At 46.2% G+C, this 23,201-nt stretch carries 23 protein-coding genes and 1 other RNA gene; 10 read left to right on the top strand and 14 right to left on the bottom strand.

The window, feature by feature from the left end; all coding sequences use genetic code 11:
* Window positions 1–22 precede the first annotated feature (22 nt).
* From aroK to JMA39_RS18295, 4 genes are all read left to right on the top strand, one after another.
* Window positions 23–538 carry a shikimate kinase AroK gene (aroK, locus tag JMA39_RS18310; protein WP_202723319.1) on the top strand — a complete coding sequence of 172 codons (516 nt, stop codon included), beginning with the start codon at window positions 23–25 and terminating at the stop codon, window positions 536–538.
* Between the two features lies 1 nt (window position 539).
* The gene (aroB, locus tag JMA39_RS18305; protein WP_202723318.1) at window positions 540–1,619 is read left to right on the top strand and encodes a 3-dehydroquinate synthase; all 1,080 of its coding nucleotides are present in this window, start codon (window positions 540–542) and stop codon (window positions 1,617–1,619) included.
* A gap of 157 nt (window positions 1,620–1,776) precedes the next feature.
* Window positions 1,777–3,186, top strand: a complete 1,410-nt coding sequence (locus JMA39_RS18300; RefSeq protein WP_202723317.1) for an AAA family ATPase — start codon at window positions 1,777–1,779, stop codon at window positions 3,184–3,186.
* A gap of 54 nt (window positions 3,187–3,240) precedes the next feature.
* Window positions 3,241–4,080: a Dam family site-specific DNA-(adenine-N6)-methyltransferase gene (locus JMA39_RS18295; protein ID WP_202723316.1), complete on the top strand. Its 840-nt coding sequence runs from the start codon at window positions 3,241–3,243 to the stop codon at window positions 4,078–4,080.
* Window positions 4,081–4,105: 25 nt separating this feature from the next.
* Here the strand turns inward: JMA39_RS18295 and JMA39_RS18290 are convergent, their stop codons facing one another.
* Entirely contained in the window at window positions 4,106–4,291 is a 186-nt protein-coding gene (locus JMA39_RS18290) for a DUF2970 domain-containing protein (RefSeq protein ID WP_202723315.1), read from the bottom strand.
* A gap of 8 nt (window positions 4,292–4,299) precedes the next feature.
* The gene (locus JMA39_RS18285) at window positions 4,300–4,638 is read right to left on the bottom strand and encodes a hypothetical protein (RefSeq protein ID WP_202723314.1); all 339 of its coding nucleotides are present in this window, start codon (window positions 4,636–4,638) and stop codon (window positions 4,300–4,302) included.
* Between the two features lie 200 nt (window positions 4,639–4,838).
* Between JMA39_RS18285 and rpe the strand changes: the two genes are divergently transcribed.
* From rpe to trpS, 3 genes are read left to right on the top strand one after another with little or no spacing between them, the layout of a single operon-like run.
* Window positions 4,839–5,513 carry a ribulose-phosphate 3-epimerase gene (rpe, locus tag JMA39_RS18280; protein ID WP_202723313.1) on the top strand — a complete coding sequence of 225 codons (675 nt, stop codon included), beginning with the start codon at window positions 4,839–4,841 and terminating at the stop codon, window positions 5,511–5,513.
* A gap of 3 nt (window positions 5,514–5,516) precedes the next feature.
* On the top strand, window positions 5,517–6,215 hold the full coding sequence (locus JMA39_RS18275) for a phosphoglycolate phosphatase (RefSeq protein ID WP_202723312.1): 699 nt from the start codon (window positions 5,517–5,519) through the stop codon (window positions 6,213–6,215).
* A gap of 5 nt (window positions 6,216–6,220) precedes the next feature.
* Window positions 6,221–7,231 (top strand): tryptophan--tRNA ligase, encoded by a 1,011-nt coding sequence (gene trpS / locus JMA39_RS18270; protein ID WP_202723311.1) that lies wholly within the window; start codon window positions 6,221–6,223, stop codon window positions 7,229–7,231.
* A gap of 51 nt (window positions 7,232–7,282) precedes the next feature.
* Here the strand turns inward: trpS and JMA39_RS18265 are convergent, their stop codons facing one another.
* Window positions 7,283–8,155 (bottom strand): LysR substrate-binding domain-containing protein, encoded by an 873-nt coding sequence (locus tag JMA39_RS18265; protein ID WP_202723310.1) that lies wholly within the window; start codon window positions 8,153–8,155, stop codon window positions 7,283–7,285.
* Window positions 8,156–8,298: 143 nt separating this feature from the next.
* Here JMA39_RS18265 and JMA39_RS18260 point away from each other — a divergent pair, with 143 nt between their 5' ends.
* Entirely contained in the window at window positions 8,299–9,183 is an 885-nt protein-coding gene (locus JMA39_RS18260; protein ID WP_202723309.1) for a DMT family transporter, read from the top strand.
* A gap of 37 nt (window positions 9,184–9,220) precedes the next feature.
* Here JMA39_RS18260 and JMA39_RS18255 read toward each other — a convergent pair whose 3' ends face one another.
* From JMA39_RS18255 to JMA39_RS18240, 4 genes are all read right to left on the bottom strand, one after another.
* Window positions 9,221–9,790, bottom strand: coding sequence for a BON domain-containing protein (locus JMA39_RS18255; RefSeq protein ID WP_202723308.1), 570 nt, complete (start codon window positions 9,788–9,790; stop codon window positions 9,221–9,223).
* A complete protein-coding gene (locus JMA39_RS18250; RefSeq protein ID WP_202723307.1) occupies window positions 9,787–10,380 on the bottom strand; it encodes a phosphoheptose isomerase in 594 nt (197 codons plus the stop codon). The genes JMA39_RS18255 and JMA39_RS18250 overlap by 4 nt, the downstream gene beginning before the upstream one ends.
* 63 nt (window positions 10,381–10,443) lie before the next feature.
* Window positions 10,444–10,782: a YraN family protein gene (locus JMA39_RS18245; protein WP_202723306.1), complete on the bottom strand. Its 339-nt coding sequence runs from the start codon at window positions 10,780–10,782 to the stop codon at window positions 10,444–10,446.
* Between the two features lie 112 nt (window positions 10,783–10,894).
* Window positions 10,895–12,823, bottom strand: a complete 1,929-nt coding sequence (locus tag JMA39_RS18240; RefSeq protein WP_202723305.1) for a penicillin-binding protein activator — start codon at window positions 12,821–12,823, stop codon at window positions 10,895–10,897.
* Window positions 12,824–12,925: 102 nt separating this feature from the next.
* Between JMA39_RS18240 and rsmI the strand changes: the two genes are divergently transcribed.
* Window positions 12,926–13,768 carry a 16S rRNA (cytidine(1402)-2'-O)-methyltransferase gene (gene rsmI, locus JMA39_RS18235; protein WP_202723304.1) on the top strand — a complete coding sequence of 281 codons (843 nt, stop codon included), beginning with the start codon at window positions 12,926–12,928 and terminating at the stop codon, window positions 13,766–13,768.
* 137 nt (window positions 13,769–13,905) lie between these two features.
* An RNA gene (rnpB, locus tag JMA39_RS18230) (RNase P RNA component class A) lies at window positions 13,906–14,249 on the top strand.
* Window positions 14,250–14,367: 118 nt separating this feature from the next.
* Here the strand turns inward: rnpB and JMA39_RS18225 are convergent.
* The 7 genes from JMA39_RS18225 to JMA39_RS18195 all read right to left on the bottom strand — a co-directional run bounded on the left by JMA39_RS18225 (window position 14,368) and on the right by JMA39_RS18195 (window position 23,118).
* On the bottom strand, window positions 14,368–15,621 hold the full coding sequence (locus tag JMA39_RS18225) for a carbohydrate porin (RefSeq protein ID WP_202723303.1): 1,254 nt from the start codon (window positions 15,619–15,621) through the stop codon (window positions 14,368–14,370).
* Window positions 15,621–16,895, bottom strand: a complete 1,275-nt coding sequence (locus JMA39_RS18220; RefSeq protein WP_202723302.1) for a quaternary amine ABC transporter ATP-binding protein — start codon at window positions 16,893–16,895, stop codon at window positions 15,621–15,623. Before JMA39_RS18220 ends, JMA39_RS18225 begins: the two co-directional genes overlap by 1 nt.
* Window positions 16,888–17,787 (bottom strand): ABC transporter permease, encoded by a 900-nt coding sequence (locus JMA39_RS18215; RefSeq protein ID WP_202723301.1) that lies wholly within the window; start codon window positions 17,785–17,787, stop codon window positions 16,888–16,890. The genes JMA39_RS18220 and JMA39_RS18215 overlap by 8 nt, the downstream gene beginning before the upstream one ends.
* An 84-nt stretch (window positions 17,788–17,871) precedes the next feature.
* On the bottom strand, window positions 17,872–18,876 hold the full coding sequence (locus JMA39_RS18210; RefSeq protein WP_202723300.1) for an ABC transporter substrate-binding protein: 1,005 nt from the start codon (window positions 18,874–18,876) through the stop codon (window positions 17,872–17,874).
* 446 nt (window positions 18,877–19,322) lie between these two features.
* Complete coding sequence (locus tag JMA39_RS18205) at window positions 19,323–20,387, bottom strand: M43 family zinc metalloprotease (RefSeq protein ID WP_202723299.1); 1,065 nt, start codon at window positions 20,385–20,387, stop codon at window positions 19,323–19,325.
* 364 nt (window positions 20,388–20,751) lie between these two features.
* Window positions 20,752–21,960 (bottom strand): NAD(P)/FAD-dependent oxidoreductase, encoded by a 1,209-nt coding sequence (locus JMA39_RS18200; RefSeq protein WP_202723298.1) that lies wholly within the window; start codon window positions 21,958–21,960, stop codon window positions 20,752–20,754.
* A gap of 282 nt (window positions 21,961–22,242) precedes the next feature.
* Entirely contained in the window at window positions 22,243–23,118 is an 876-nt protein-coding gene (locus JMA39_RS18195) for a LysR substrate-binding domain-containing protein (protein WP_202723297.1), read from the bottom strand.
* Between the last annotated feature and the right edge of the window lie 83 nt (window positions 23,119–23,201).

Raw genomic sequence — 23,201 nt, 5'->3', positions numbered from 1 at the left:
TAAGATTCAGACGTATAAATCAATGGCCGAAAAACGTAATATTTTCCTAGTAGGCCCTATGGGGGCTGGTAAAAGCACTATAGGCCGTCATCTGGCGCAGATGCTGCACTTAGAGTTCCACGATTCAGATCAAGAAATTGAAAACCGCACAGGTGCTGATATCGCATGGGTTTTTGATGTTGAGGGTGAAGAGGGCTTCCGCAACCGCGAAACGCAGGTTGTTGCAGACTTAACCGAAAAGCAAGGTATTGTATTAGCAACTGGCGGCGGTTCGATTCAGAGCAAAGAGATCCGTAACAATCTTTCTGCACGCGGCATCGTTGTTTACCTTGAAACGACTATCGATAAGCAAGTTGCACGTACGCAAAGAGATAAGCGTCGTCCATTGCTACAGGTCGATGACCCAAGAGAAGTGCTAGAGAGTCTAGCCGAGGTGCGCAATCCTCTTTATGAAGAGATTGCAGATGTCATCGTTAAGACTGATGAGCAAAGCGCCAAAGTTGTTGCAAACCAAATTATTGAACAATTAGGTTTTTAATATGACGAAGCAAGTTCTGGTTGAACTCGGAGAACGTAGTTATCCCATCGAAATAGGCCAGAATTTGTTTAGAAGTAGCGAGCTTTTAGCTCGCTATCTTCAAGCTAAAAACATCCTTATTGTCACCAACGAAACGATTGCGCCTCTCTATCTCGAACAGGTAGAAGCTATGCTGTCGGATTTCGCGTGCGTCAAACCTGTCATTCTGCCTGATGGTGAGCAGTATAAAACCCTTGAGCAGATGAACGCGATTTTCACCTCATTGTTAGAGCAAAATCTCGGTCGAGATACGGTGTTAGTCGCTCTTGGCGGAGGTGTGATTGGTGATATGACAGGCTTTGCGGCGGCCAGTTATCAGCGAGGCATCGATTTTATTCAGATCCCTACAACGCTTTTATCTCAGGTCGATTCATCTGTTGGCGGCAAAACCGCAGTTAATCACCCGCTAGGTAAAAATATGATAGGTGCCTTCTATCAGCCTAAGTGTGTGTTAATTGATACAAATTGCCTAAGTACATTACCTAAGCGTGAATTCGCAGCGGGTATGGCAGAGGTGATTAAATACGGCATTATTTGGGATGCAGATTTCTTCCAATGGCTTGAGAACAATGTTGAAGCATTAAAGTCTCTGGATAAAGATGCGCTCGAGTATGCGATTAGCCGTTGCTGTGAAATCAAGGCGGAAGTCGTCGAAAAAGATGAAACCGAACAGGCCGTACGGGCACTGTTAAATCTTGGTCATACCTTTGGTCACGCTATTGAAGCCGAAATGGGCTACGGAGTTTGGCTGCACGGTGAAGCTGTTTCCGCTGGCACAGTCCTTGCTGCAATAACCTCAAATAAGCTTGGATTAGTGGATGAGTCAATAGTTTGTCGCATTACAGCACTATTAGCGGCATTCGACCTACCCACAATAGCTCCAGAAACAATGAATTTTGAACAATTCATTAAGCATATGCGCCGAGACAAGAAGGTGCTCAAAGGACAATTACGATTGGTGTTACCCGAAGGCATTGGCCAAGCAGGGATCTACAGCGATGTATCCGATGAGTTACTGGAAGAGGTTATCAACTGCGCATAAGTTATGTTGCAGGTGATTGGTGAACGCTAAACTCATTATAGAGAATCAAAATTTTACTCCTCCTTTTCTGGCTATCAATGTGTTGCATGGCCAAGAACTTTTGCCGCTTAAAATTAAGGTGCTAAAGCTTCTATTATCTGATTGGGGCAATTTTTAGATGCCGTTTTCAGATTCAACCCTATTACCCAGTCAACACTCACTGTTGCATCGCTTGCTGCATATTAGTCTGTACGGTGAGCAGCTAATGGTGCTCACCGGAGAAGAGGGCGCGGGTAAAACAACGCTCGTCACCGCTTTGCTCAATGAGCTTGAGCGGCATAGCTCTGCATTTGTTATCTGCCCAAAACATTGTGATAGCGCTGAGATCCGGCGTAAGGTTCTGGTTCAACTACTAAGTGATCCTGTTTTTGACGACGAGATCCCGTTACCTGAGAGTCTGCTTAGCGTGGCGGAATCCCTACCGACGGCTAGTTGTATCGTACTCGATGACGCCCACCTTTTACCTCTTGAAATCTGGGCGGAATGCATCGTGCTTAGTCAGATGAATTTGGGGAATAAGTCAGTCAAGATTGTCATGACCTCACCCATAGAGTTCTTTGATGATGTGGCCGCACAGCTTCCTGAGTCGTTGTTAGAGCAAGTACTTCCAATCCATATCGAGCCCTTAGAGCAAGCGGAGCGAGAAGGTTTATATTACACACTGTTAAGCCGCAGTGAGCAGCAGCCTTTTACTCCTAGAGACATAGTTAAAAATCGTTTGGAGTTACAGCGGGGAACGCCGAAAGAAGTGGTCAGTTTACTTGAGCTAGCCCTCAATGGTGATGAGCAGCAAGAGCCTGCAAACTCTCGAATCAGAACTATAGTGTCAGTCTCATTTCTGTGTATTGCAGTATTGCTACTTAGCTGGTTACTACTAGATGGTGATGCCGATAAGAAAGACCCTGCATCGAGTGATGTTAAATTCGCTATCGATGCTAAAGCTACCCCCGATTCTGAGAGTCGCTTTCTTGCTGAGTATGGCGAGCAGTTATTAGCAAATTACTTAAGACCCCTTGACGCACAAGTAATACAGAGTACTAAACCGCAAGCAGAGCAGGTAAAAGAGGAAGAAGTTGTCGTTAACGATATTGAGGCTGTTGCGACATATAAAGCTAAGCCCATTACAACGTTTAGTGCTGAAACAGAGAAACAAGCTGCTCAGGCTCCACAAAGCCAAGGTGATAAGAAAGAGGTTGTAGCCGCAGAGGCTATCGAGCCAAAGGCGTCGCAAACAAGTTCGTTGAGCAGACCAACCCAAGGTTACACACTGCAACTTGCGAGTGTTAAGCAGATAGATTCACTTTATAAAATGTTAGCGGCACTTAAGGATATACCTGAGGTGAGGGTTGCGCGCTATAAACAGCGTTGGGTAGTGCTATTTGGTGAATTTAACAGCGCTCAAGTCGCTAGACAACAAGCGGTGCAGTTAACGACAAAAACCGGGATTTCAGCCCCTTGGATCCGCACTTGGCAAGATCTTAATGAATATGAGCTACAAGATGTACTACCAAGTCGTGAAATTCAATAATAAACAGAGTACAATCATCAGCTCTCTTTTTTTCACAGTGTTCAATCAATTTAAATGATTAAAAAACAAAGGGCCTTTTTGAAGTGGGCTGGCGGAAAATTTAAACTGATTGAAGCCTTAGCTGAGTATTTGCCTGAAGGCGATCGTCTGGTTGAACCCTTTGTGGGCGCAGGCTCGGTCTTCCTCAATACTAACTACAGTAACTATCTACTATGCGATATTAATCATGATCTGATTAACTTGTACAAGATAGTGCAAAAAGAGCCCGATAGATATATCGAAGCCGCAAAGGCGCTTTTCGTTCCTGAGATGAACGACAAGGAAGCTTACTATAAGATCCGTACCGCATTTAATGCGACCACAGATCCCTTTACGCGCTCAGTCTATTTTCTCTATATGAATCGTCATGGCTTTAATGGCCTGTGCCGTTATAACCGCAAAGGTGGTTTTAATGTGCCATTTGGTTCATATAAAAAACCTTACTTCCCAGAGAAAGAGATCCGTGCATTCTCGCTTAAAGCACAAAATGCCGAGTTTCATTGTATCGGCTACGAGCAAGCGATAGATATGACTCAAGCCGGGGATGTAGTGTATTGCGATCCTCCATATGCACCATTATCAACTACAGCTAGCTTCACTACATATGTCGGCAGTGGTTTCTCGTTAGACGATCAGGCTTTGCTTGCCAGACATGCACGCCATACCGCGATTGAGCGGGGTATTCCTGTGTTGATCAGTAACCATGATATTCCTCTAACGCGAGAGCTATATCATGGCGCGCGTTTTGGTACGATACAGGTGCAACGTAACATTAGTCAGAAGGGAAGCGGCCGTAAGAAGGTCGACGAGTTGATGGCTTTGTACGATGATTCCTATCACAGCGAAAATGACTAACTTAGCCCATGTTTATTCTCGTTGATCAAGTTAGTACTTGATTGACGATAAGCAGAAGTGCAACCACAAACAGTATCGCCAGTACTATGCCCATAATGATAAAGGCAATGGGGGAGGTGGTTTGAAAATCTCTAATGCGATTTTGTTCTGTTTGCACACCAAAGAAAGCGGCTAAAGTGCTCGAGAGTATTTGCCAGAAGCGGCGCAGCATTTAACCTATTACTTGCCGTTTAGCGGAGTATTTTTACTGATAGGTGCGCTTTCGTGACCGTATAGCAGCTCAAACAGATCGATAAAATGCAATTGATTGGTTTGGCTCTTACCTGTTAACCAACTCTTCCAGCTTAGATCGTGAGATTGATTTGCACAGCGGTTGCTGGGGTGGCTTGCGGGTAGACTAGGGTTATATTGGCTGTTTGTGCTATCACAAGCACAAGCTAGGGTTGACGTTGTTTCTACAGGAGCAGATGATAAGGCAAGTGCTGCAATTGCAGAAGTCGCAAGCGCAAGAATAGCAGCAGATTTTATTACTGCTCTGTTCTGGGTTAGTCCTTTCATTACGCCTCCATTTTCTCCTAGTCGAAGTAGTATAGCAAAGTAGCCTATATTTTAAACATTTTTTACATTTAAATCCCATTTTGCTAATCGAATGAAATATTTTCCCCCAGCTAATTAGCTGAAATGCGCTCAAGGGTGTAGAGGGCTATGGCTGCAAAAGGTAGAATAGCGTACTTCTTAAACATTCAGGTGAGTTCGATATGCGTCCATTTTTGATTGCTCCTTCTATTTTATCTGCCGATTTTGCTCGTTTAGGTGAAGATGTCGATGCGGTATTAAACGCAGGGGCTGATGTGGTTCATTTTGATGTGATGGATAATCATTATGTACCAAATCTAACGATTGGCCCTATGGTATGTCAGGCACTGCGTAACTATGGTATTACCGCCGATATTGACGTGCATCTAATGGTGAAGCCTGTCGACCGTATCATCCCTGACTTTGCCAAAGCGGGTGCATCGATCATTACTTTCCACCCAGAAGCCTCCGAGCATGTGGATCGCACTCTGCAGCTGATTAAAGAATCGGGTTGTAAAGCTGGCTTAGTGCTCAACCCTGCAACGCCGCTACATTACCTAGATCACGTAATGGATAAACTTGACGTTATCTTATTGATGTCGGTCAACCCAGGTTTTGGTGGTCAGTCATTTATCCCTACTACTTTAGATAAGTTGCGTCAGGTGCGTAAGCTTATCGATGACAGTGGTTATGACATTCGCCTACAAGTTGATGGTGGTGTTAAAGTCGACAACATTGCTGAGATAGCAGCGGCTGGTGCTGATATGTTTGTTGCCGGTTCTGCCATTTTCAACACCCCTGACTATAAAGCGGTAATCGATGAGATGCGTGCAGAGCTTGCAAGCATCGAGGCGTAATCAATGAGCAAGTTTAGTCAAATTAAAGCGGTAGCATTTGACTTAGACGGCACGCTTATCGACAGCGTGCCCGATCTTGCTGCGGCCACACGTGCAACTCTAGCAGAGCTTGAATTGCCCCTATGTAGCGATGAGCAAGTGCGCAGTTGGGTTGGTAATGGTGCGCAGATGCTGATGCGAAGAGCCTTGTCTTTTGCACTCGATGAACAGGTAGCTGAAGAGCAGCTACAAGCTTGCATGCCACGCTTTATGCATTTCTATAAGCTCAATCTGCAGCAACATAGCGTACTCTATGCTGGCGTTGAATCGGTATTATCTCGGCTTCAGCAAGCGGGTTACCGTATGGCAATTGTAACCAACAAGCCTTTTGAATTTACCATTCCGTTGTTGAAAGCATTCAATATCGATGGTTACTTTAGCCTCGTGCTTGGTGGAGATTCACTGTCTAAGATGAAGCCTGATCCGCTACCACTACAGCATATTTTGCATGAGTGGCAGCTAGAAACTGTGCAGTTGCTGATGGTTGGTGACTCAAAGAACGATATTTTAGCGGCAAAAGCGGCTAAGGTAGCCTCTGTGGGCTTGACCTACGGCTATAACTACGGTGAAGATATTGGGCTAAGCGGCCCTGATGCCGTATGTGAACAATTTAGTGAAATAACCGCGCTACTCAATCAGTGCGATAAAGCAACGGAGCAATAAACAAAATGACGACACCCCTAACGAAACCAGTAGTTCTAAGCGGTGCTCAGCCATCAGGCGAGCTAACCATCGGCAACTATATGGGCGCGTTACGTCAGTGGGTTGCGATGCAAGATAGTCATGATTGCCTTTATTGCGTCGTTGACCTGCATGCGATCACTGTCAGACAAGATCCTGTTAAATTGCGCGAAGCGTGTCTTGATACTCTAGCGCTGTATTTGGCTTGTGGTGTCGATCCAAAGAAGAGCACGGTATTTATCCAGTCACAGGTGCCACAGCACACACAACTTGGTTGGGCATTAAACTGTTACACCCAGATGGGTGAGCTAAACCGCATGACGCAGTTTAAAGATAAGTCGCAAAAGCACGCTAACAACATTAACGTGGGGCTATTTGGTTACCCGGTACTGATGGCAGCAGACATTTTGCTTTATCAAGCGAACGAGATCCCTGTGGGTCAAGATCAGAAGCAGCACCTAGAGTTGACTCGCGATATCGCGACTCGCTTTAACAATGCTTACGGCGAGACTTTCGTGATCCCTGAGCCATTCATTCCTGAGCATGGTGCTAAGGTGATGTCGCTACAAGATCCGCTGAAGAAGATGTCTAAGTCTGACGATAACCGTAATAACGTTATTGGCCTACTAGAAGATCCAAAAGCGATCATGAAGAAGATTAAAAAGGCGATGACAGACGGCCAAGAGCCACCAGTCGTTCGCTTCGATGTTGCCGAAAAACCAGGCGTGTCAAACCTGCTAAGCTTGATGTCAGGTTGTACTGGCCAGTCGATTGCCAGCTTAGAGGCTGAGTTCGAAGGCAAGATGTATGGCCACTTGAAAGTCGCTACAGGTGAGGCGGTTGTTGGTATGCTTGAGCCACTACAGCAGCGTTTTAAAGAGTACCGTGCAGACCAAGCTTTCTTGAATCAAGTGATGAAAGATGGCGCAGAGAAAGCACAGGCTCGTGCAGAAGTTACCATTAAAGACGTTTACGAAAAGATCGGTCTTATCGTTTAACACGATTCGAGTTAATGAAAGCCAGCGATATTCGCTGGCTTTTTTATTGGCTCAATTTTGCTGGCTTAACCAATCCACAAATGCTGCGATGGCAGGCTCTTTTAGGCGTCGTTGCTTACAGCTAAAATAGAACTCGAAGCCTGTTAAGATATCGGGCAGATCTAGCTCCACTAACAGCCCTCTTTCAATATCAGCTTGCACCATAAAGTCCGATGCCAGTGCAATCCCTTGACCCGCAATCGCCGCTTCAATAGCCATTAATACATGGCTAAAGATATGTTGCTGTTGCGACTGTGGTAGTAGCATATTATTGGCCTCAAACCACCTATCCCAGTCTAAGCCTAATGGTCCTTCGTCAACGGTGAGCAACGGATGAGCCATTAACTCCTTCAGGGGCTGACTTTCAGCTGTTAGCAGACTTGGACTGATGACCGGAATTAGGCGCTCTTTATGCAGAGATTGATGGTAATAGCCCGGCTGGCCACTCTGGCCTGTGATAAACATATCCGCTACGCTATCGCTTAACTCGGGATCCTCGGCAATCATTTCGAGACGAATTTTTATCTGTGGGTGCTGACGCCGAAAGTCGCTGAGTCTTGGGATCAGCCACTTGATAGCAAATGAGCTATAAACCGCTAGCCGCAATTGGTCATTACTGTCGCCACTGATCTGCATACTTAAGTCGCTCAGTTCATTGAAGATCCGTTCCAACTCTCGATACAGTAACTCCCCTTTAGCGGTAAGCCGCAACTGTCGTCCTTCTCGTTTGAACAGGCGCTCACCATAGTGCTCTTCAAGTTGTTTTACCTGATGAGATACCGCGCTTTGAGTGATGCAAAGTTCGGTGGCGGCACGGGAAAAGTGCGACTGTCTGGCCGCTGCTTCGAAAACCTGTAAAGCCCTAAGCGGTGGTAGTTTGCGCATGGTGACAGCCTTAAGTATGAATTTAATAGGTGATCTTAGTCATGGTATTAATTTAATTCATGATTGGCAAAAAAACATCATTTTAGTTTAGCATTTGCGGGCTATATCATGCGCTCAAATTCAGTTGTACTGTGGAATAGCAGATGAAATCCAATGTCATGATCGCCATGGCAATCTTAGTTTTTGGCAACCTTTTTAGCGCACTCTACGATGTTTCCATTAAGTGGATGCCAGACGATAGTAACGCCGCGACCTTCCTGTTAATCAGGCAGGTATTATCGGTGTTGATGCTAATGCCCTTATGGTTTTACGCAAAGAGACCTACTACTAAGTATCTAAAGGTGCACTTCTTTCGCTCTAATACTGGTGCATTGGGGGCGGTGTGTTTGATTATGGGTCTGATGTCACTGCCGATCGCCACAGTTAGTTCGTTATTTTTCTCGGCCCCTTTGATGATAGTCCTGATGGGCTCTATCTTTTTGAAAGAGAAAGTCACGCCAACCCAATGGTTGGCTACTATTTTGGGCTTTATCGGTATTTTGATTTTGCTACGCCCTAGCGAGATTAACTGGTTTGGTGTTGCAGTGCTTATCTCTGCATTCACCTTTGCCTTAAATCAGCTAGCACTACGCAAACTACCTGACACTGAAAATCCGAGTGTAACCTTAATGTTGTATAACACGCTCAGTATCCCACTCACATTAGTTATGGTGTTAGTGCAGGGTTTCGAGGGGGTCAGTTGGGCATTAATCGGCATAGCGGCGCTGAGCAACAGCTTCTTATTGGCCTATCACTGGTTATGTGTGCTGGCTTACCGTAAAGCCGAGGCGAGCAAAATCGCGATTGCCGAATATACCGGGCTACTATTTTGTGTGTTGTTTGGTTGGTTACTGTTTGATGAGTGGCTAGATGGGTTAAGTTGGGTGGGCGCAGGCTTTATCGTGTTGCCATCTTTAATTATCCCATGGGTTACGGCTCGAATTGCTTATTTAAGACCAAAAAAAATCATCGAGCAAAAGGCTGGATGATTCTTCTTACTGCTGGTGGGCATCTCTGTTTTACAGATTAAGAGTCAGTGTATTCAAACACCTTAATGACTTTACGCACGCCGGCAGTATTTCGAGCGACCTCAACGGCTAGATCGGCCTGTGCTCGCTCAACATAGCCAATTAAAAATACCTCGCCGTTCTCCGTCACGACTTTGATATTGGTGACATCCAGCCCTTTTTCGTTGAGCATTCGACCCTTCACCTTAGTGGTGATCCAGGTATCGTTGCTGCGAGTGGTAAATGAGGTTGGATTGCCGATACGGATCTGATTATGGATCTTACCGCCAATCTGCAGCTCTTTAACCACACGAATGGCTTTATCTCTCAGCATTGAGTTTGGCGCTTGGCCAATCATCAATACGTTGGAATTCATGACAATACCGCTAATATTAGCCTGATTCTTCAGATCGTCATGAGAGGCCAAGGCACTAGAGACGTTAAAGTCGGCATTAGTGTCATCAATTTGGGCCTTAAAGCTGCGCTCGTCATTAACCATCATTGCGCCGCCGACTGCACCGACCATAATGGCCCCTGCACAGCCTTGCAGCATTAACATAATAGCGATTAATGGGAGCAGTGCTCTCATGCCTGTTCGTCCTGCGGGAATAGTGTGCGGTCGATGTTGTCACATAGGCAGTGAATTGCTAGCAGGTGAACTTCTTGAATGCGCGCTGTTACATTAGAAGGCACACGAATTTCAACGTCATTGACACTGAGTAAGCCTGCCATCGCACCGCCATCTTTACCCGTTAATGAAACAATCGTCATATCACGACTCAATGCGGCTTCCATCGCCTTGATGACGTTACCTGAGTTACCACTGGTTGAAATTGCTAGCAGGATATCACCTGGTTGACCCAGCGCCATGATCTGCTTAGAGAAGATCTCATCATAGCTGTAATCATTAGCAATCGCTGTGATCGTCGAGGTATCGCAGCTCAGCGCAATTGCGGGTAGTGGTGGACGCTCAATTTCATAGCGGTTTAACAGTTCGGCTGAGAAGTGCTGTGCATCGCCAGCGCTACCGCCATTACCACAGGCTAAGATTTTGTTACCACTAAGCAGGCAGTGCACCATCATCTCAGCGGCTTTAGCAATTGATTCTGGCAGTGCTTCAGAAGCATCAATCTTAGTTTGAATTGACTCTGTAAAGCTGTCTTTAATGCGTTCTAACATGGATAAACCCTATGTTTAGTTATGCCCACCTTGGTTGAGTGGTACATATGAAAATTAAACTATTTAAAATGCATCGCGGATCCATTGTATCCCTTGGGGATTGACCGCGATAACATCGAAGCGACATATGGCATCGATTCGCTTTAACTGTATGTAATGGCTTGCAGCCTTTCTTATTCGCTGAGTTTGCGCATGGCTCAACGCATTAACAGCCCCACCGTATTGAGACGCAGAGCGGTATTTTACCTCAACAAAAACCCAATCGCTGCGGTCTTTCATCACAATGTCGATTTCACCAAAACGGTAGCGTACGTTTTGTTCGACAAAGGTGAGTCCGTGTTGTTCCAAATATTGCCTAGCTGTGTGTTCGGCAATCTGACCTTGATTTTGGGTATTTTGCATCAAACTCGCTCATCCTTGTAGCGTCAATTTGACTATATCTTAAAGTATCAGCCGAGACTATTTGCCTCGGCGTATTTAACTGTAAATCTTCCTAACGTAAGGGGCATCGGCTTTAGAGCGGACGTAAGTTACCTCTTTGGTAGCGACCCCAACTTAACTGTCTATTAATGGTGCCGTCAGGTAATACCGACAGCATGCCGCTGCGACCTGAAAACTGGTAACCGGGTAAGGCGCGCATCTGAGCGAGTTTACCGACTAAATCCAGTGCATCATAGCCCATGATAAATAGTCTCTTACGGCTATTGCTCCAGTTCGGCCATAGCTCATTGACCATCTGAGTTTCGGTATTGGGTGATAGTAGCCAAGGGATATCGCTGATAGTGAGATTATTTAGCTCTTCAGCCGTTTCGCGACTGTTACCTTCAACTCGGCTACGACTAGTGGTATAGAGTGGAACCGGATCGGCGAACACACTGAAGTTCACGTCGATAAATGGCTTAAGTAGCTCTAAATCATGACTAGCAGAGATCATGTAAATTGCATCGATATCACGACGAGAGCGAAAATCGGCTTCAATCTTAGGCGTTAGAATCGCTTTAATGCGAGCGATACGCTCTTTACTGTCGATCACTCCTAGGGCTTTTTGTACCGTGACTTTCATCTTGTCACCGCGATCATAGTAATGAATTTCGACCGGGTTATTCGTTAGCTTTTTCCAAGCTTTATCAAAACTGTCAGCCATGCGATGGCCTACTGCGTCGTTACTTACAAGCAATAGAGGTTGTTCGATACCATCATTGTAGAGGCGTTGAGCTGCATCGATTGCTTCATCGGTTGGTGATAGTGCAAAGAAGAACTTATCTGGGTCGGCGGTAAAGCTATCAATATGATTTAAATAAAGCTGAGGAATGGTTTTGCTGACAACAGGTGTTGTAGGTGCCACTGCGCTGGAATTGACCACTGCGTCGGTGTTAGCCACGCCCTTGCTGCTAACTGCAGTATCGGCAGTTGTGGCGGCATCGCTCGTTGCAGCCATATTTTGTAACTGCTCGACCTCTGACTGTAATAGGGGACCGATGATGAACTCAGCACCTGCTGCAACAGCCTGTTGGTAAGCGAATTGTGCGCCAACAGTGGTGTCGAAGAAATTGAGTGTTACGCTGTCGTCACCTGTTGCCATATAGTTAGCAAGAATACCTTGCTTAACTGTGTTCGCGACAACGGCGCGAGGACCTGTTAGTGGCAGTAATACAGCGATGTTCTTTGGCTGATAAGGCTGAGTATTAAGCGCTTTTTCCAAATCCGTTGGTAATTTTGCCGCAGCGGGATGGTTCGGGTTTAGCTGCTGCCAACTGCCTAAGTGACGCACTAAGTCGTTAGGATCGATAGCATAGTGTTTGGCGATATAAGCCAGTTGCACCCAGCCTGCAAAAATTGGATTGGAGGCATCGTTGCTAAAACTGAGTAGTGTCTGTTCATTAATCGGCTGCAGTGAGCGCCAGATGGTGTCATTGACCTCATAGGCTTCTGCGGCAGGCAGGTACTGACTGAGTAGGCTTAACTGTCTTACTTGCTCTATAGGTTGGTTTAGCAACTGATATAAGTGTGCCTTTAACTGGTAGTAGCTAACCCATTGCCAGTTTGGCAGTTTCCAGTTGCTTGGGTAATCAAGTACTTTCAGGGCGTGATCATAGGTAGAGATCATCTCAAGCGCACGCGCCGATAGATAGATATGCTCTGCTAATAGCTCTGGTGTTTGGGTGATATCTTGTGCAATCGACTTCAACGTTTTGTCGGCGGCGTTGCCATTTCCTTCGTTGATGAAGGCGTGGGCTGCCAGTAACACATACTTGTCTCGAGTTTCTTTATTTTTTTCATTGGCGGCTAGCGCCAGATACTGCGATGACGACTTGGTCACGCTAGTCAAAGAAACTTCAGTCTTTTCAGTCTTTACCGGTGCAGTCGTCGTGCCGCAACCGAACAAAACCGCAGATAAAATTGCGATAGAGATAAATTTTGTTGTATTCAGTCTTTTTAACACGGGTCTTCACTCTGGTAAGATGCTGCTAATAGTTTAACCTGCTCTTCCCCTTGGCGAAAGTCTTGTTAGAAACTCTTGCCAATACTCAATACAGAGGTAGATATGGACCTGTCGGTCGCGCTTTATATTGTTCCCACACCAATAGGGAACCTAGGAGACATCAGTAGCCGTGCGCTAGAGGTGTTGAATCAGGTATCACTTATCGCCTGCGAAGATACTCGTCATAGCGGTAAGTTGTTAAGTCACTTCGGTATCGAGACCCGCAAGACCGCTTTACATGATCATAATGAACGAGACCGAGCTCAATGGATCATTCAAAAGCTGGGTAATGGCGAGGCGGTTGCGTTAATTTCTGATGCGGGTACGCCGTTGATCTCCGATCCTGGCTATCACTTAGTTAAGCAAGTTCGCGAAGCGGGCTTTAATGTTATCCCATTGCCGGGTCCTTGCGCAGCGATCACCGCCTTGTGTGCCTCTGGTTTACCTTCTGATCGTTTCTCGTTTGAAGGCTTCTTGCCATCAAAAGAGAAGGCGAGACTGGATAAACTCAGTGGCTTAAAAGACGATCCTCGCACGTTAATTTTTTATGAGTCACCGCACCGTATCGTGCATAGCCTCGAGTCGATCGTGGCTGCGCTGGGTGAAGAACGTGAAATCGTTATGGCTCGTGAAGTGACCAAGACCTTCGAGACTTTCTTAACCGGTACGGCTGGTGAAGTTTTACAGACGGTTAAAGATGACCCTAACCAGCAGCGCGGTGAAATCGTGCTGATGTGTCATGGTCATCGTAGCGAAGAAGAGTCAGAGTTTTCACCCACAGTGATCAATACGCTTAAATTGCTGTGCGAAGAGTTGCCACTGAAGAAAGCCGCAGCCGTCGCAGGACAGATTTACGACATTAAAAAGAACGCACTTTATAAGCATGGTCTTTCTATCGGTCTGTAATTTTTTCGTTTTACGGTTTAAGGCTCGGTATTTAACGCCATTCTATTTTATAGATAGTGTTCTAATAGTTGAGCATTAGGTTAAGCTGATTTGTGAAAGTCCTTGGTTTGTTGCTTGAGCTTAGCTATAATCCGCGCCGAGTTGGCTAGACAGTTGCCGCGTTCGTAAGAACGGGGAGGAAAGTCCGGGCTTCAAAGAGCAGGGTACCAGGTAACGCCTGGGCGGTGTGAACCGACGACAAGTGCAGCAGAGAGGAGACCGCCAACTTCGGTTGGTAAGGGTGAAAGGGTGCGGTAAGAGCGCACCGTGCGACTAGTAATAGTTCGTAGCAAGGTAAACTCTACCCGAAGCAAGACCAAATAGGGTCCCGTATGGCGCTGCTCGCGTTGGGACCGGGTAGGTCGCTTGAGCCTGTGAGCGATTGCAGGCCTAGATGAATAACTGTCCACGACAGGACCCGGCTTATCGGCCAACTCAACCTATAAAAAAAGCCGCATCTCGAAAGAGATGCGGCTTTTTGCTTTCTGTTATCTGTCTGATGAAGAGCTGCCTACTTCTGCTTAGCTCAATGAATAGCAGCTTATCGTCCAACCAACATATTAGAAATAATACCCGAAGTTAATATTAAAGCGGGTGTTAGTACCGCCATCTCCCACCATAGTGCCGCCGATAAATGGCTGGTTCTCTGCAACAACGAAGTCGACATAGGTATAGAGTCCACCGGCAGCAATAGCCATGCCTGTGACGTTCATAAAGGTATCAGCTAGTGCCGCAGATTTATCGGTAACAAGCGAATAATCATTATAGAAAGTTAGGTTGGATATTGGCCCTATCTCTACGGGTAAGCTGTATGCCACATTGGCGATATAGGTCGTCGCTTCAGCTGGAATAGAGTCATGAAAATGATAAGCGGCTACCACAATACGCTCTACATCCATGCCATCTACATCGTACTTGTAATCTGTCAGCTGTAACTTAACGTTCCAGCGGTCGTAATTGATAACACTGTGTAGCGCGGCAGCCACGTTATCGCCATCGGTGCCGTTGGCAATATCAAGTTGTCCCGCTTGGATTGATGCGCCCAGTTCAACTTTAACCTCATCGAATGTCATATTGTGAGCATAACGACCATTAAAGGTATTCACTTCAGCAGCGGCATTGCCGTCACTCGGGGCATCATAGGCATCTTCTCCGGGTAAACGGATACCAACAACATCGTATGCATAACGGTCGGTTCGGTCTGAGACAAAGCCATCAAGGCCGCCCTGTTCGTCATTTTTATAGAAGGCGAGATCAATTTGATTGTTATCGCCTTTATAGGTGTAGTTCAGGCCCATATCGTGGTCATCTTCAAGCCCTAGGTAGAAATTAGAGCTAAAGAAGTAGTTGTTTGAGGCGTAAGTTAAAATACCAAAAGGTACTTGAGTCACACCAATTTTACCCAGCTGCTTCTCATCAAAGTTATAACCAATCCAAGCGTGCTGAATCACATTCATATACTCGAACCAGCGGTACTGGGCTGAAAAAATAAGGTCTTGGTAATTGCCAGAAACGTCTATGCGGAATAGGTCAAAGTCAAAGTCGCCACCACGGTCAGAGTTATCCTCATCGTAGTCCTCATAGGCGTAATTGACACGCACGGCCCCGCCAAAGTTGACGGCACTCTCTGGCTCCTGTGTTTGTTCTTCAACAACGAGCAGATCTGGTTGCTGCTGTTGAGATTCAAGCTGCTGAGCCTCAAGTTGCTCGATACGGGCTTTTAACGCCTCTAGCTCTTCATCTATTGGGCTGGCATTCGCATTAGCGGATAATGCAAGGGTGATACATGAAGCTGCAAGTGTATAGCGAATCATCATTTATCCTTATTGGTTAAGTTTGATTTTTGTAAGTCTGTATTGTCTGTATTGTCTGTGCTGTCGGCGTCGTCGCTGTAAAAGTCCGATAGCACATCTGCCAAGTGAGCTCTGGATAGTTCGCCTTGTAGATCGCCATCTGCATCGATAACGGGTAAGGGGTAATCAGCTCCCATCGTCGCGGGAATAATGCTTTCAAGCGGCGCATCTTGTGATATCGGTGTCAGCGGCTCTACCTCGAAGTCTTCCATTAGCGCTTGTTCATCAGCTTTCACGGCATTTTCGAGTGCTTCTTGGCATACCACACCCTGAAAGCCTTCGTCGGTAACGTAATAGGCATAGTTAGCCGGAATGCGTTTCATCTGTTTGAGTGCTTCGCCTATCGTGTCGGCGGTCAGGCGAAATGCGGGGGGCTTCATGACCGTTTCTACGGTGAGAGCCCGTGGACGGTTTACGTCTTTGACAAAAGCTTCAACATAATCGTCCGCAGGGTTGAGTAAGATATCGACCGGTTCACCCACTTGAACCAGTTCGCCGTCTTTGAGAATGGCGATACGATCGCCAATTCGCAGTGCTTCATCGAGATCATGAGTAATGAAGATAATGGTTTTATGCAGCTGTTTTTGCAGTTCAATCAGTTGATCCTGCATTTCACTGCGTATCAGCGGATCGAGTGCGGAAAAGGCCTCGTCCATCAACAGGATCTCTGCATCGGTGCACAGGGCCCTTGCAAGGCCGACGCGCTGCTGTTGACCACCTGAAAGTTGAGACGGGTACTGGGCTTCGTACCCGCTCAAGCCAACGGTTTCAAGCCATTGCTTCGCTTTGGCATTTCTAGTGGCTTTGTCGACCCCCTGCACACTCAGGCCATAGCCGACATTCTCTAGAACCGTTCGGTGAGGCATTAAGCCAAAGCGTTGGAACACCATGGCCATTTTACTGCGCCTAAACTGCTCTAGTTGCTTGGTATTGAGCTTCATGACATCCAAGCCTTCGACCAATATTTGTCCCTCTGTTGGGTCGATGAGGCGATTGAAGTGGCGAATTAAGGTTGACTTACCGGATCCAGATAGTCCCATAATCACAAAAATCTCGCCTTTTTTAATATCGAGATTAATGGCTTTAAGGCCTACTGTGTGGCCAGTTTTCGCTAAAATCTCATCTTTAGATAAGCCTTCTCTAACCAGAGGCATCACAGTGTTTGGTTTGCTGCCAAAGAGCTTAAACAGATCCCTAATTTGAATCAGTGGTTGTATCTGTGAGTCGTTAGTCATGTTGTCCACCCTGAATATGTTTCTGTGAACGCTTGGCGTAGGCCTGAGAGGTGCGGTCAAAAATAATTGCCAGAGCAACGATGGCTAGACCGTTAAAGAGTCCGAGGGTGAAATATTGGTTAGTAATCGACTTGAGGACTGGTTGACCTAAGCCCTTAACCCCGATCATCGATGCGATAACCACCATGCCTAAGGCCATCATAATCGTCTGGTTAATACCGGCCATTATGGTTGGAGAGGCCAGTGGTAATTGAACCCCCATCAGGCGTTGCATCCGATTGGCACCGTAGGCGGTGGCCGCTTCTAGTACTTCTTTGTCTACTAAGCGGATCCCTAAATTGGTCAGACGAATCACCGGTGGAATAGCGTAAATGACCACCGCAATAACGCCAGGCACTTTGCCGATACCCAGTAACATGACGACCGGGATAAGGTACACAAAGGCTGGCATGGTTTGCATCACATCCAAAATCGGCGTTACTAGCGCCTGAGTTCGATTACTGCGAGACATTAAGATGCCGATGGGCACGCCCAATGTGATAGCCAATAGCGTGCAGACAGTAATGATGCTTAGGGTGCGCATGGTGTCTTGCCACATGCCAAAATAGCCAATCAGCAAAAATGAAATGACCACCCCTAAAGATAATTTCCATGAGCGGCTAGCAAAGTAAACCAAAGCAGTGATACACAGAAGTACAGCCCACCATGGCGACTGCACTAGCAGCTTTTCAAACCAGATAAGAAAGTCGAGCAGCGGATCGAAGAAAGACTCGATAGCATCGCCGTACTCGCGTGAAAAGTCCCGAAAAGCACCGTCTAAATATTTACGGATCTCCAGCAAAGTGGAGCGATCCATTTTGGGAAATTTGCTGAGCCAAGAAAAGTCAGCCATTACAACCTCTAATGTTTTTATAAGGGATATCTAGATAAGGATGAAAAAGCGAGGCTTAGCAGGCCTCGCATTGAATAGTTACTGTTATAGATCGGCTATGGCCGATTTCACTTTTGTAGCAACATCAGCGGGGACCCATTTAAGCCAAATATCTTGATGGTTGATGAGGAAGTGCTCGGCAGCGATAGTGCCATCAGCCTGATTATCTTCCATCCAAGCAAGTAAGCTGTTCATCTGCGCATTGGTTAAAGCGCGTTTGCCAAGATACTCAAATGCAGACGTTGATTTTTCAGCGAATGCCGCAGTAGTAACCGTTTGTACCAAGGCGGCTGGGTACATAGTGACTTTAGGGTCGGCGCACTCTGCTTGAGATATACAGTCACTAAACTCCTTTGCATCGACGCCGCTGCCAAAGTCTACTTTGACCATCTTGTACTTACCCAATACTGCCGTGGGGGCCCAGTAGTAGCCAAACCAAGGTTGTTGACGCTCGTAAGCTCGGGCAATAGAACCTGCTAGACCCGCTCCTGAGCCCGGATCGATAAGCTCAAACCCAGCATCACTAAGTTTGAGTGCTCGAAACAAGTTTTCTGCAGAGAGTTGACAGCCCCAGCCCGCGGGGCAGCCATAGAAGGCACCGCGCTCAGGATCCTCAGGATGCTCAAAGGTTTTTACATTGGCGATCACTCCCTGAATGGTTTTCAGGCTAGGATCCTTGTCGACCATATATTGTGGAACCCAGAAGCCTTCCTCTCCACCATCCGACAACGATTTGCCCGCAATAACCAAACGCTTATCAGTGACCGCTTGTTCGATAAGCTCTTTGACACTGTTACTCCAGATTTCAGGTGCGATATCAGGCTCGCCTTTTTCAACCATAGAGGTGCTGGTGGGCATGGTATCGCCAGGAGTTAACTCGGCTTCACAGCCATAGCCATGCTCTAAAATAAAGCGATCAACGTTAGCGATTAATGAAGCTGAACTCCAATTCATATCGGCGATAGTGACTTTGCCGCATTGTGCATCGGCAAGGGCTTGATGTGTTACGCCACTAAGGAGTAGGCCACCAATTAAAAGTATACGTTTCATAAGAACTCCGTGCTCGAGGTTAGCTTCCTTTGCACACGTGCCCTTCTCAACAGGTAGTTAGAGTTCAAACTAGGGCTGTGCTTTGACTTTTTCTTTCCGCAGTCTTGTTACCGTCGTGTGAGCTTGATGTGGGCGGATTAAAGACTGCTTTTGAACAAAATTAACACAGTTGCATTGTGGTTAACAGCTCGGCAATCTTGCGGTATGGTTCATTCCCTGAATATGCACATTAAACTATGGTTAGAGTTCTAATTAATCTTCTATAGCTAGGGTCAGTTCACTTGGAGGTTTTACACTATTGGTTTTCTCGTGCTCTGCCACCACTGTTGGGGTTAGTCAAATGGACGAGATCAGGAAGGGTATCGAATAAAAAAGCCCGCTTATCGAAAGATAAGCGGGCTTTTTAGTTGTTGTTTAGGCAAAGCACTATTTCGCGGACGGTATCATTAGTTTGCCACGCCTGTAGCGGCTAAGTTAGATGCTGACCATAGGCTTTCTCTTGATGGGCTGCTTAAGCCATTGATCATACGATCGACCTGTTGTTGAGTATAGTTGGCATATTGATCTGAGTAGGCCATAAAGTTCTGCCAATTAATGGTCTGTCCCATACAGTTTAGAATGCCGCCGTCTCCAGGGTTCATCTGCCAGCTGTTCTGCTGTGGAGTATCGCATGTGTTGTCTCCGGTTCTTGAGCAGCGTCGCTCAGCACCGCGCTTACAGCCACCTTCAAAGGTGTGAATTAAGTCGAGGAAGTGACCAAATTCATGGGTCAGCACAGAACGGAAATTTTCATCGGTGTTTGTGCCAAGGTAGGCACCGTTGTATGCAACTCGAGCCAAGCCATCGTCAGACATGCCAGTATCTGGATACCAAGCAACTCCAGAGTTGTTTGTTACACCATCGGCGTAGAGATCGTTCTGAATGTAAACGTTCATATAACGATAGTTGTCCCAGTGATCGCGCTTAACATCAGAGCTGGAATAGTTTCCTGCACCAGAAGATTCTGGGTAGTAGATAATACCTGAGGTCGGGTTTCCATTAGGGGCGATAGTGGCTAAGCGAAACTCAATATTTAGGGAGTCCTTTATCGATTGGAATTCGGGATCGATGTCGGCAAAGTCAGCGGTTCTTCCTTGGAAATCAGCATTGGTTTTATTTAAGGCATCGATAATGACCGCATCATTGACGGTATCACCATTATGAACAGTACCGTACACATGGAATACAACCGGAATGATGTAATTAGGTGCGACTTCGTTAGCTAGCGCGTAGGGGGACTGAGTTGTATCAGAGCTATCACTGCCAGCCTTGGCTCTGGATTGTTGAACCTTGCCGATATTCGCGTGACGTTCCTGTGCTTCGAGTAGCGCACTAGGGAAGTTACGATAATGCTGGGCATTGGTTTCTGCAGCCTTACAGTGATGCTGGCTAAATTCAGGTTGCTTTGCCATTGAGAATGATGAAGTGGCTAAAAGTGCAGCACAGAGTGAAACTTTAAAGTGTTTTTTCATTTTAATTACTCTTATTATTTGATTTTAAATGGATTCTTTTGCTTTTACTCCCATGGGGATGCAAAGGTAAATCGAATAACAGCTTTATCAGCTTGAGCTTCAACAGATAAGATATTCTGTATACAATATAAACATTATTGAAACTCTGTAAACTGTAAATGTAAATAAAATGTAAAATTGGTGACTGTGAAGGCGGAGCTAGAGCGAACCTTAGGCAGCCACTTGAGTCTCGTTTAGCTCAGTTAGTAAAGGGGCTAACTACTCATTCTTATCAATGCCTCGATTATGAGTTGGTCATGAGCTCAATATGAAAAACCCGCTTATCGAAAGATAAGCGGGTTTTTGGTTGTGGGTTACTTAGCAATTAAGCTGGTTTAAATAGGCACTTTAGTCGCTTGAAGATAATTAAACGCGACATGGCTAGATAACCACTAACGGTTTTTTGATGTAAACGGAAAATTGTATCGTAGAGGCGGCGTACTAGGCGGCCCTTCAAGATCAACCTGTCGTTCATCATGGTGCTGATGGCAAAGTTATGGCCAATAGCGACCACCATGCCGCCATCGTTGTAGACAAAAGGCTTCAGCTCTTTCCCCTTTAAATGGGCTACTAGACTCTTAGCTAAGTGCACTGCAGCTCGGTTAGCGGCCTGGGCTTTCGGTGGCACCTGACTACCATCGGCTTGTGGAATCGCGGCGCAATCACCCAGTGCAAAAATAGATGAATCAAAGGTCGTGACCAGCGTTTGCTCAACAACCAGTTGGTTGAGAGAGTTACTCTGCAGGCCGCCAATCTCTCTCAGCCAGTCAGGTGCCTTGATGCCCGCGGCCCAAAACTGTACGTCGGCATTGAGTACTTGGCCGTCACTGGTGGTCATGCGATCCGCTTCAACACTGGCGATGCGGGTGTTGAGCAGCACATTGACCTGATACTTCTCAAGTCTTAATAAAGCTTGCTCAGACATCTTCGCAGGGCCGTTTGGTAGTACTCTGTCAGCCGCTTCAATCAGGTTGATATTAAGTCTTGCCGCATAAGGGTTGTGGCTTAACTCTTCGCTGACTTTGGCAAGCTCTGCCGCGAGTTCTAAACCAGTAGCGCCAGCACCGACAATATTGATCGTACGGCTCTGACCTGAGCGTAGCAAGCTACTGATTTGATGCCAGCTATCGCGGGCTTGTTCAGGCGTGTCTAAGAACAAGCAGTGCTCCTTTGCACCATGGGTTGCAAAGTCGTTGCTAATGGCGCCAATGGCGATAATTAGGTAGTCGTAAGCCAGTGTATCCATTTCACCGTTTGGTTTACGCACCGCAAGCGTCTTGGTGGCACGATTAATATCCGTCATCCACGCCTGATAGTGCATATAGCCGTTTTTAGCGCCGTGGCTAAAGTAGCAAAGGCTGTCGAGATCACTGTCGAAGGTACCGGCAGCGATCTCATGGAAGCGAGGTTTCCAATAGTGGTGAGTTTCCCCCTCAACTAAAATCACTTCATCTTGGCTATTCACACTGCGACCTAGAAGACTTGCAATTTCAAGTCCGGCTGCGCCGCCACCAACAATAACAATACGAGACATAATAATTCCTCAGCGCATCGACAGATGCAGACATAATTTGACAATCGCCTTAGGACACAATGGGGATACGCAAGGTATGACCGAGTGCTGGGCTTTAGATGGCGCTCATTATAGTTATCATCGTATTTGGAACAATTGACTTAAAAGGTAAATTACTTTTACCTATAGGTAATAATTAATGGGGTTTAAGGTGTTATTTTATTGAATTTAAATAAGTTTTCAGTTTGTTTGATATTTGCTTTTGACCCATAGCTTAAGCTATGGGTCAACAGAATCGCTATGTTAGGCCTGCTTTAGGGATGTGGTTAAGTGTTCGAGCAGCATGCGCACCTTAGGCGATAGGTGACGATTTTGTGGGTAGAGTGCCCAAATTCCCTCTTCAGGTTGGCGGTTTTGCTCCAGCAATGTAACCAGCTGACCATCTTCGATAAAGGGCTCTACATAGTAATCGGGCAGTTGTACGATACCTATGCCTTTTATTGCAGCGTCGACTAGGGCATGACCACTGTTACAGCTTAATGTGCCCCTCACGCGTACATTTCTAGTTTTGCCATTTTCTTGAAAACGCCAATAATCCATGGTGCCGATTAGGCAGTTGTGTTGATCAAGCTCAGACAACGAATGTGGAATACCAAAGGTTGAGATGTAGCTGGGGGAGGCGCAAACATACTGGGTTCGGCTGCTGAGTTTTTTGGCCATCATACTCGAGTCTTCTAAGTGCCCCAATCGAATTGCTAAGTCATAACCTTCATCGATTAAGTCCAGCTTTTGATTACTCAGGTTGAGTTTAACTTCAAGCTCTGGATAGAGCGCCGCAAAATCGTTAATCAGTGGTGCAATGGTTTTTTCACCATAGGTCACAGGTGCAGTGATTTTTAACAGCCCTCTGGGAGTTGTTTGTAAGTTAGTGATGGCACGTTCGGCTTCTTCTAAACCATCGAGCACCTGTCGGCAGTGCTGATAGTAGATGCGACCCACTTCGGTCACAGACACTTTTCGAGTGGTGCGATGAAACAGCTTAGATGCGAGTCGAGTCTCTAAGGCGCTGATCTGTCTGCTGACCTGTGCGGTGGAGATCCCTAACCGCTGTGATGCCTTAGTAAAGCTTTCGGCCTCGGCTACGGCGACGAACTCACTCACTCCTTCCCAATTAAACATTGTTACTCTCTAGAAATTATCACTGGAAAATATCCATTAATTATTAACATAACCGAGGTAAAAGCAATTTTTAATTTCATTAT

The sequence above is a fragment of the Shewanella schlegeliana genome (assembly GCF_016765635.1).
In the GTDB taxonomy this organism is placed as follows: Bacteria; Pseudomonadota; Gammaproteobacteria; order Enterobacterales; family Shewanellaceae; genus Shewanella; species Shewanella schlegeliana.
The sequence above is the reverse complement of the archived record's forward strand: the minus strand, read 5'-3'. Positions and strand labels throughout refer to the sequence as shown.

What these genes read in the sequence shown, in the direction of transcription:
- JMA39_RS18290 (WP_202723315.1), bottom strand. Translation starts at nt 4,291, where the DNA reads ATGCTGCGCCGCTTCTGGCAAATACTCTCGAGCACTTTAGCCGCTTTC.
- JMA39_RS18250 (WP_202723307.1), bottom strand. Translation starts at nt 10,380, where the DNA reads ATGTTAGAACGCATTAAAGACAGCTTTACAGAGTCAATTCAAACTAAG.
- JMA39_RS18260 (WP_202723309.1), top strand. Translation starts at nt 8,299, where the DNA reads ATGAAATCCAATGTCATGATCGCCATGGCAATCTTAGTTTTTGGCAAC.
- JMA39_RS18295 (WP_202723316.1), top strand. Translation starts at nt 3,241, where the DNA reads ATGATTAAAAAACAAAGGGCCTTTTTGAAGTGGGCTGGCGGAAAATTT.
- JMA39_RS18210 (WP_202723300.1), bottom strand. Translation starts at nt 18,876, where the DNA reads ATGAAACGTATACTTTTAATTGGTGGCCTACTCCTTAGTGGCGTAACA.
- JMA39_RS18245 (WP_202723306.1), bottom strand. Translation starts at nt 10,782, where the DNA reads ATGCAAAATACCCAAAATCAAGGTCAGATTGCCGAACACACAGCTAGG.
- trpS (WP_202723311.1), top strand. Translation starts at nt 6,221, where the DNA reads ATGACGACACCCCTAACGAAACCAGTAGTTCTAAGCGGTGCTCAGCCA.
- rsmI (WP_202723304.1), top strand. Translation starts at nt 12,926, where the DNA reads ATGGACCTGTCGGTCGCGCTTTATATTGTTCCCACACCAATAGGGAAC.
- JMA39_RS18255 (WP_202723308.1), bottom strand. Translation starts at nt 9,790, where the DNA reads ATGAGAGCACTGCTCCCATTAATCGCTATTATGTTAATGCTGCAAGGC.
- rpe (WP_202723313.1), top strand. Translation starts at nt 4,839, where the DNA reads ATGCGTCCATTTTTGATTGCTCCTTCTATTTTATCTGCCGATTTTGCT.
- JMA39_RS18195 (WP_202723297.1), bottom strand. Translation starts at nt 23,118, where the DNA reads ATGTTTAATTGGGAAGGAGTGAGTGAGTTCGTCGCCGTAGCCGAGGCC.
- JMA39_RS18200 (WP_202723298.1), bottom strand. Translation starts at nt 21,960, where the DNA reads ATGTCTCGTATTGTTATTGTTGGTGGCGGCGCAGCCGGACTTGAAATT.
- JMA39_RS18205 (WP_202723299.1), bottom strand. Translation starts at nt 20,387, where the DNA reads ATGAAAAAACACTTTAAAGTTTCACTCTGTGCTGCACTTTTAGCCACT.
- JMA39_RS18220 (WP_202723302.1), bottom strand. Translation starts at nt 16,895, where the DNA reads ATGACTAACGACTCACAGATACAACCACTGATTCAAATTAGGGATCTG.
- aroB (WP_202723318.1), top strand. Translation starts at nt 540, where the DNA reads ATGACGAAGCAAGTTCTGGTTGAACTCGGAGAACGTAGTTATCCCATC.
- JMA39_RS18265 (WP_202723310.1), bottom strand. Translation starts at nt 8,155, where the DNA reads ATGCGCAAACTACCACCGCTTAGGGCTTTACAGGTTTTCGAAGCAGCG.
- JMA39_RS18285 (WP_202723314.1), bottom strand. Translation starts at nt 4,638, where the DNA reads ATGAAAGGACTAACCCAGAACAGAGCAGTAATAAAATCTGCTGCTATT.
- JMA39_RS18215 (WP_202723301.1), bottom strand. Translation starts at nt 17,787, where the DNA reads ATGGCTGACTTTTCTTGGCTCAGCAAATTTCCCAAAATGGATCGCTCC.
- aroK (WP_202723319.1), top strand. Translation starts at nt 23, where the DNA reads ATGGCCGAAAAACGTAATATTTTCCTAGTAGGCCCTATGGGGGCTGGT.
- JMA39_RS18275 (WP_202723312.1), top strand. Translation starts at nt 5,517, where the DNA reads ATGAGCAAGTTTAGTCAAATTAAAGCGGTAGCATTTGACTTAGACGGC.
- JMA39_RS18300 (WP_202723317.1), top strand. Translation starts at nt 1,777, where the DNA reads ATGCCGTTTTCAGATTCAACCCTATTACCCAGTCAACACTCACTGTTG.
- JMA39_RS18225 (WP_202723303.1), bottom strand. Translation starts at nt 15,621, where the DNA reads ATGATTCGCTATACACTTGCAGCTTCATGTATCACCCTTGCATTATCC.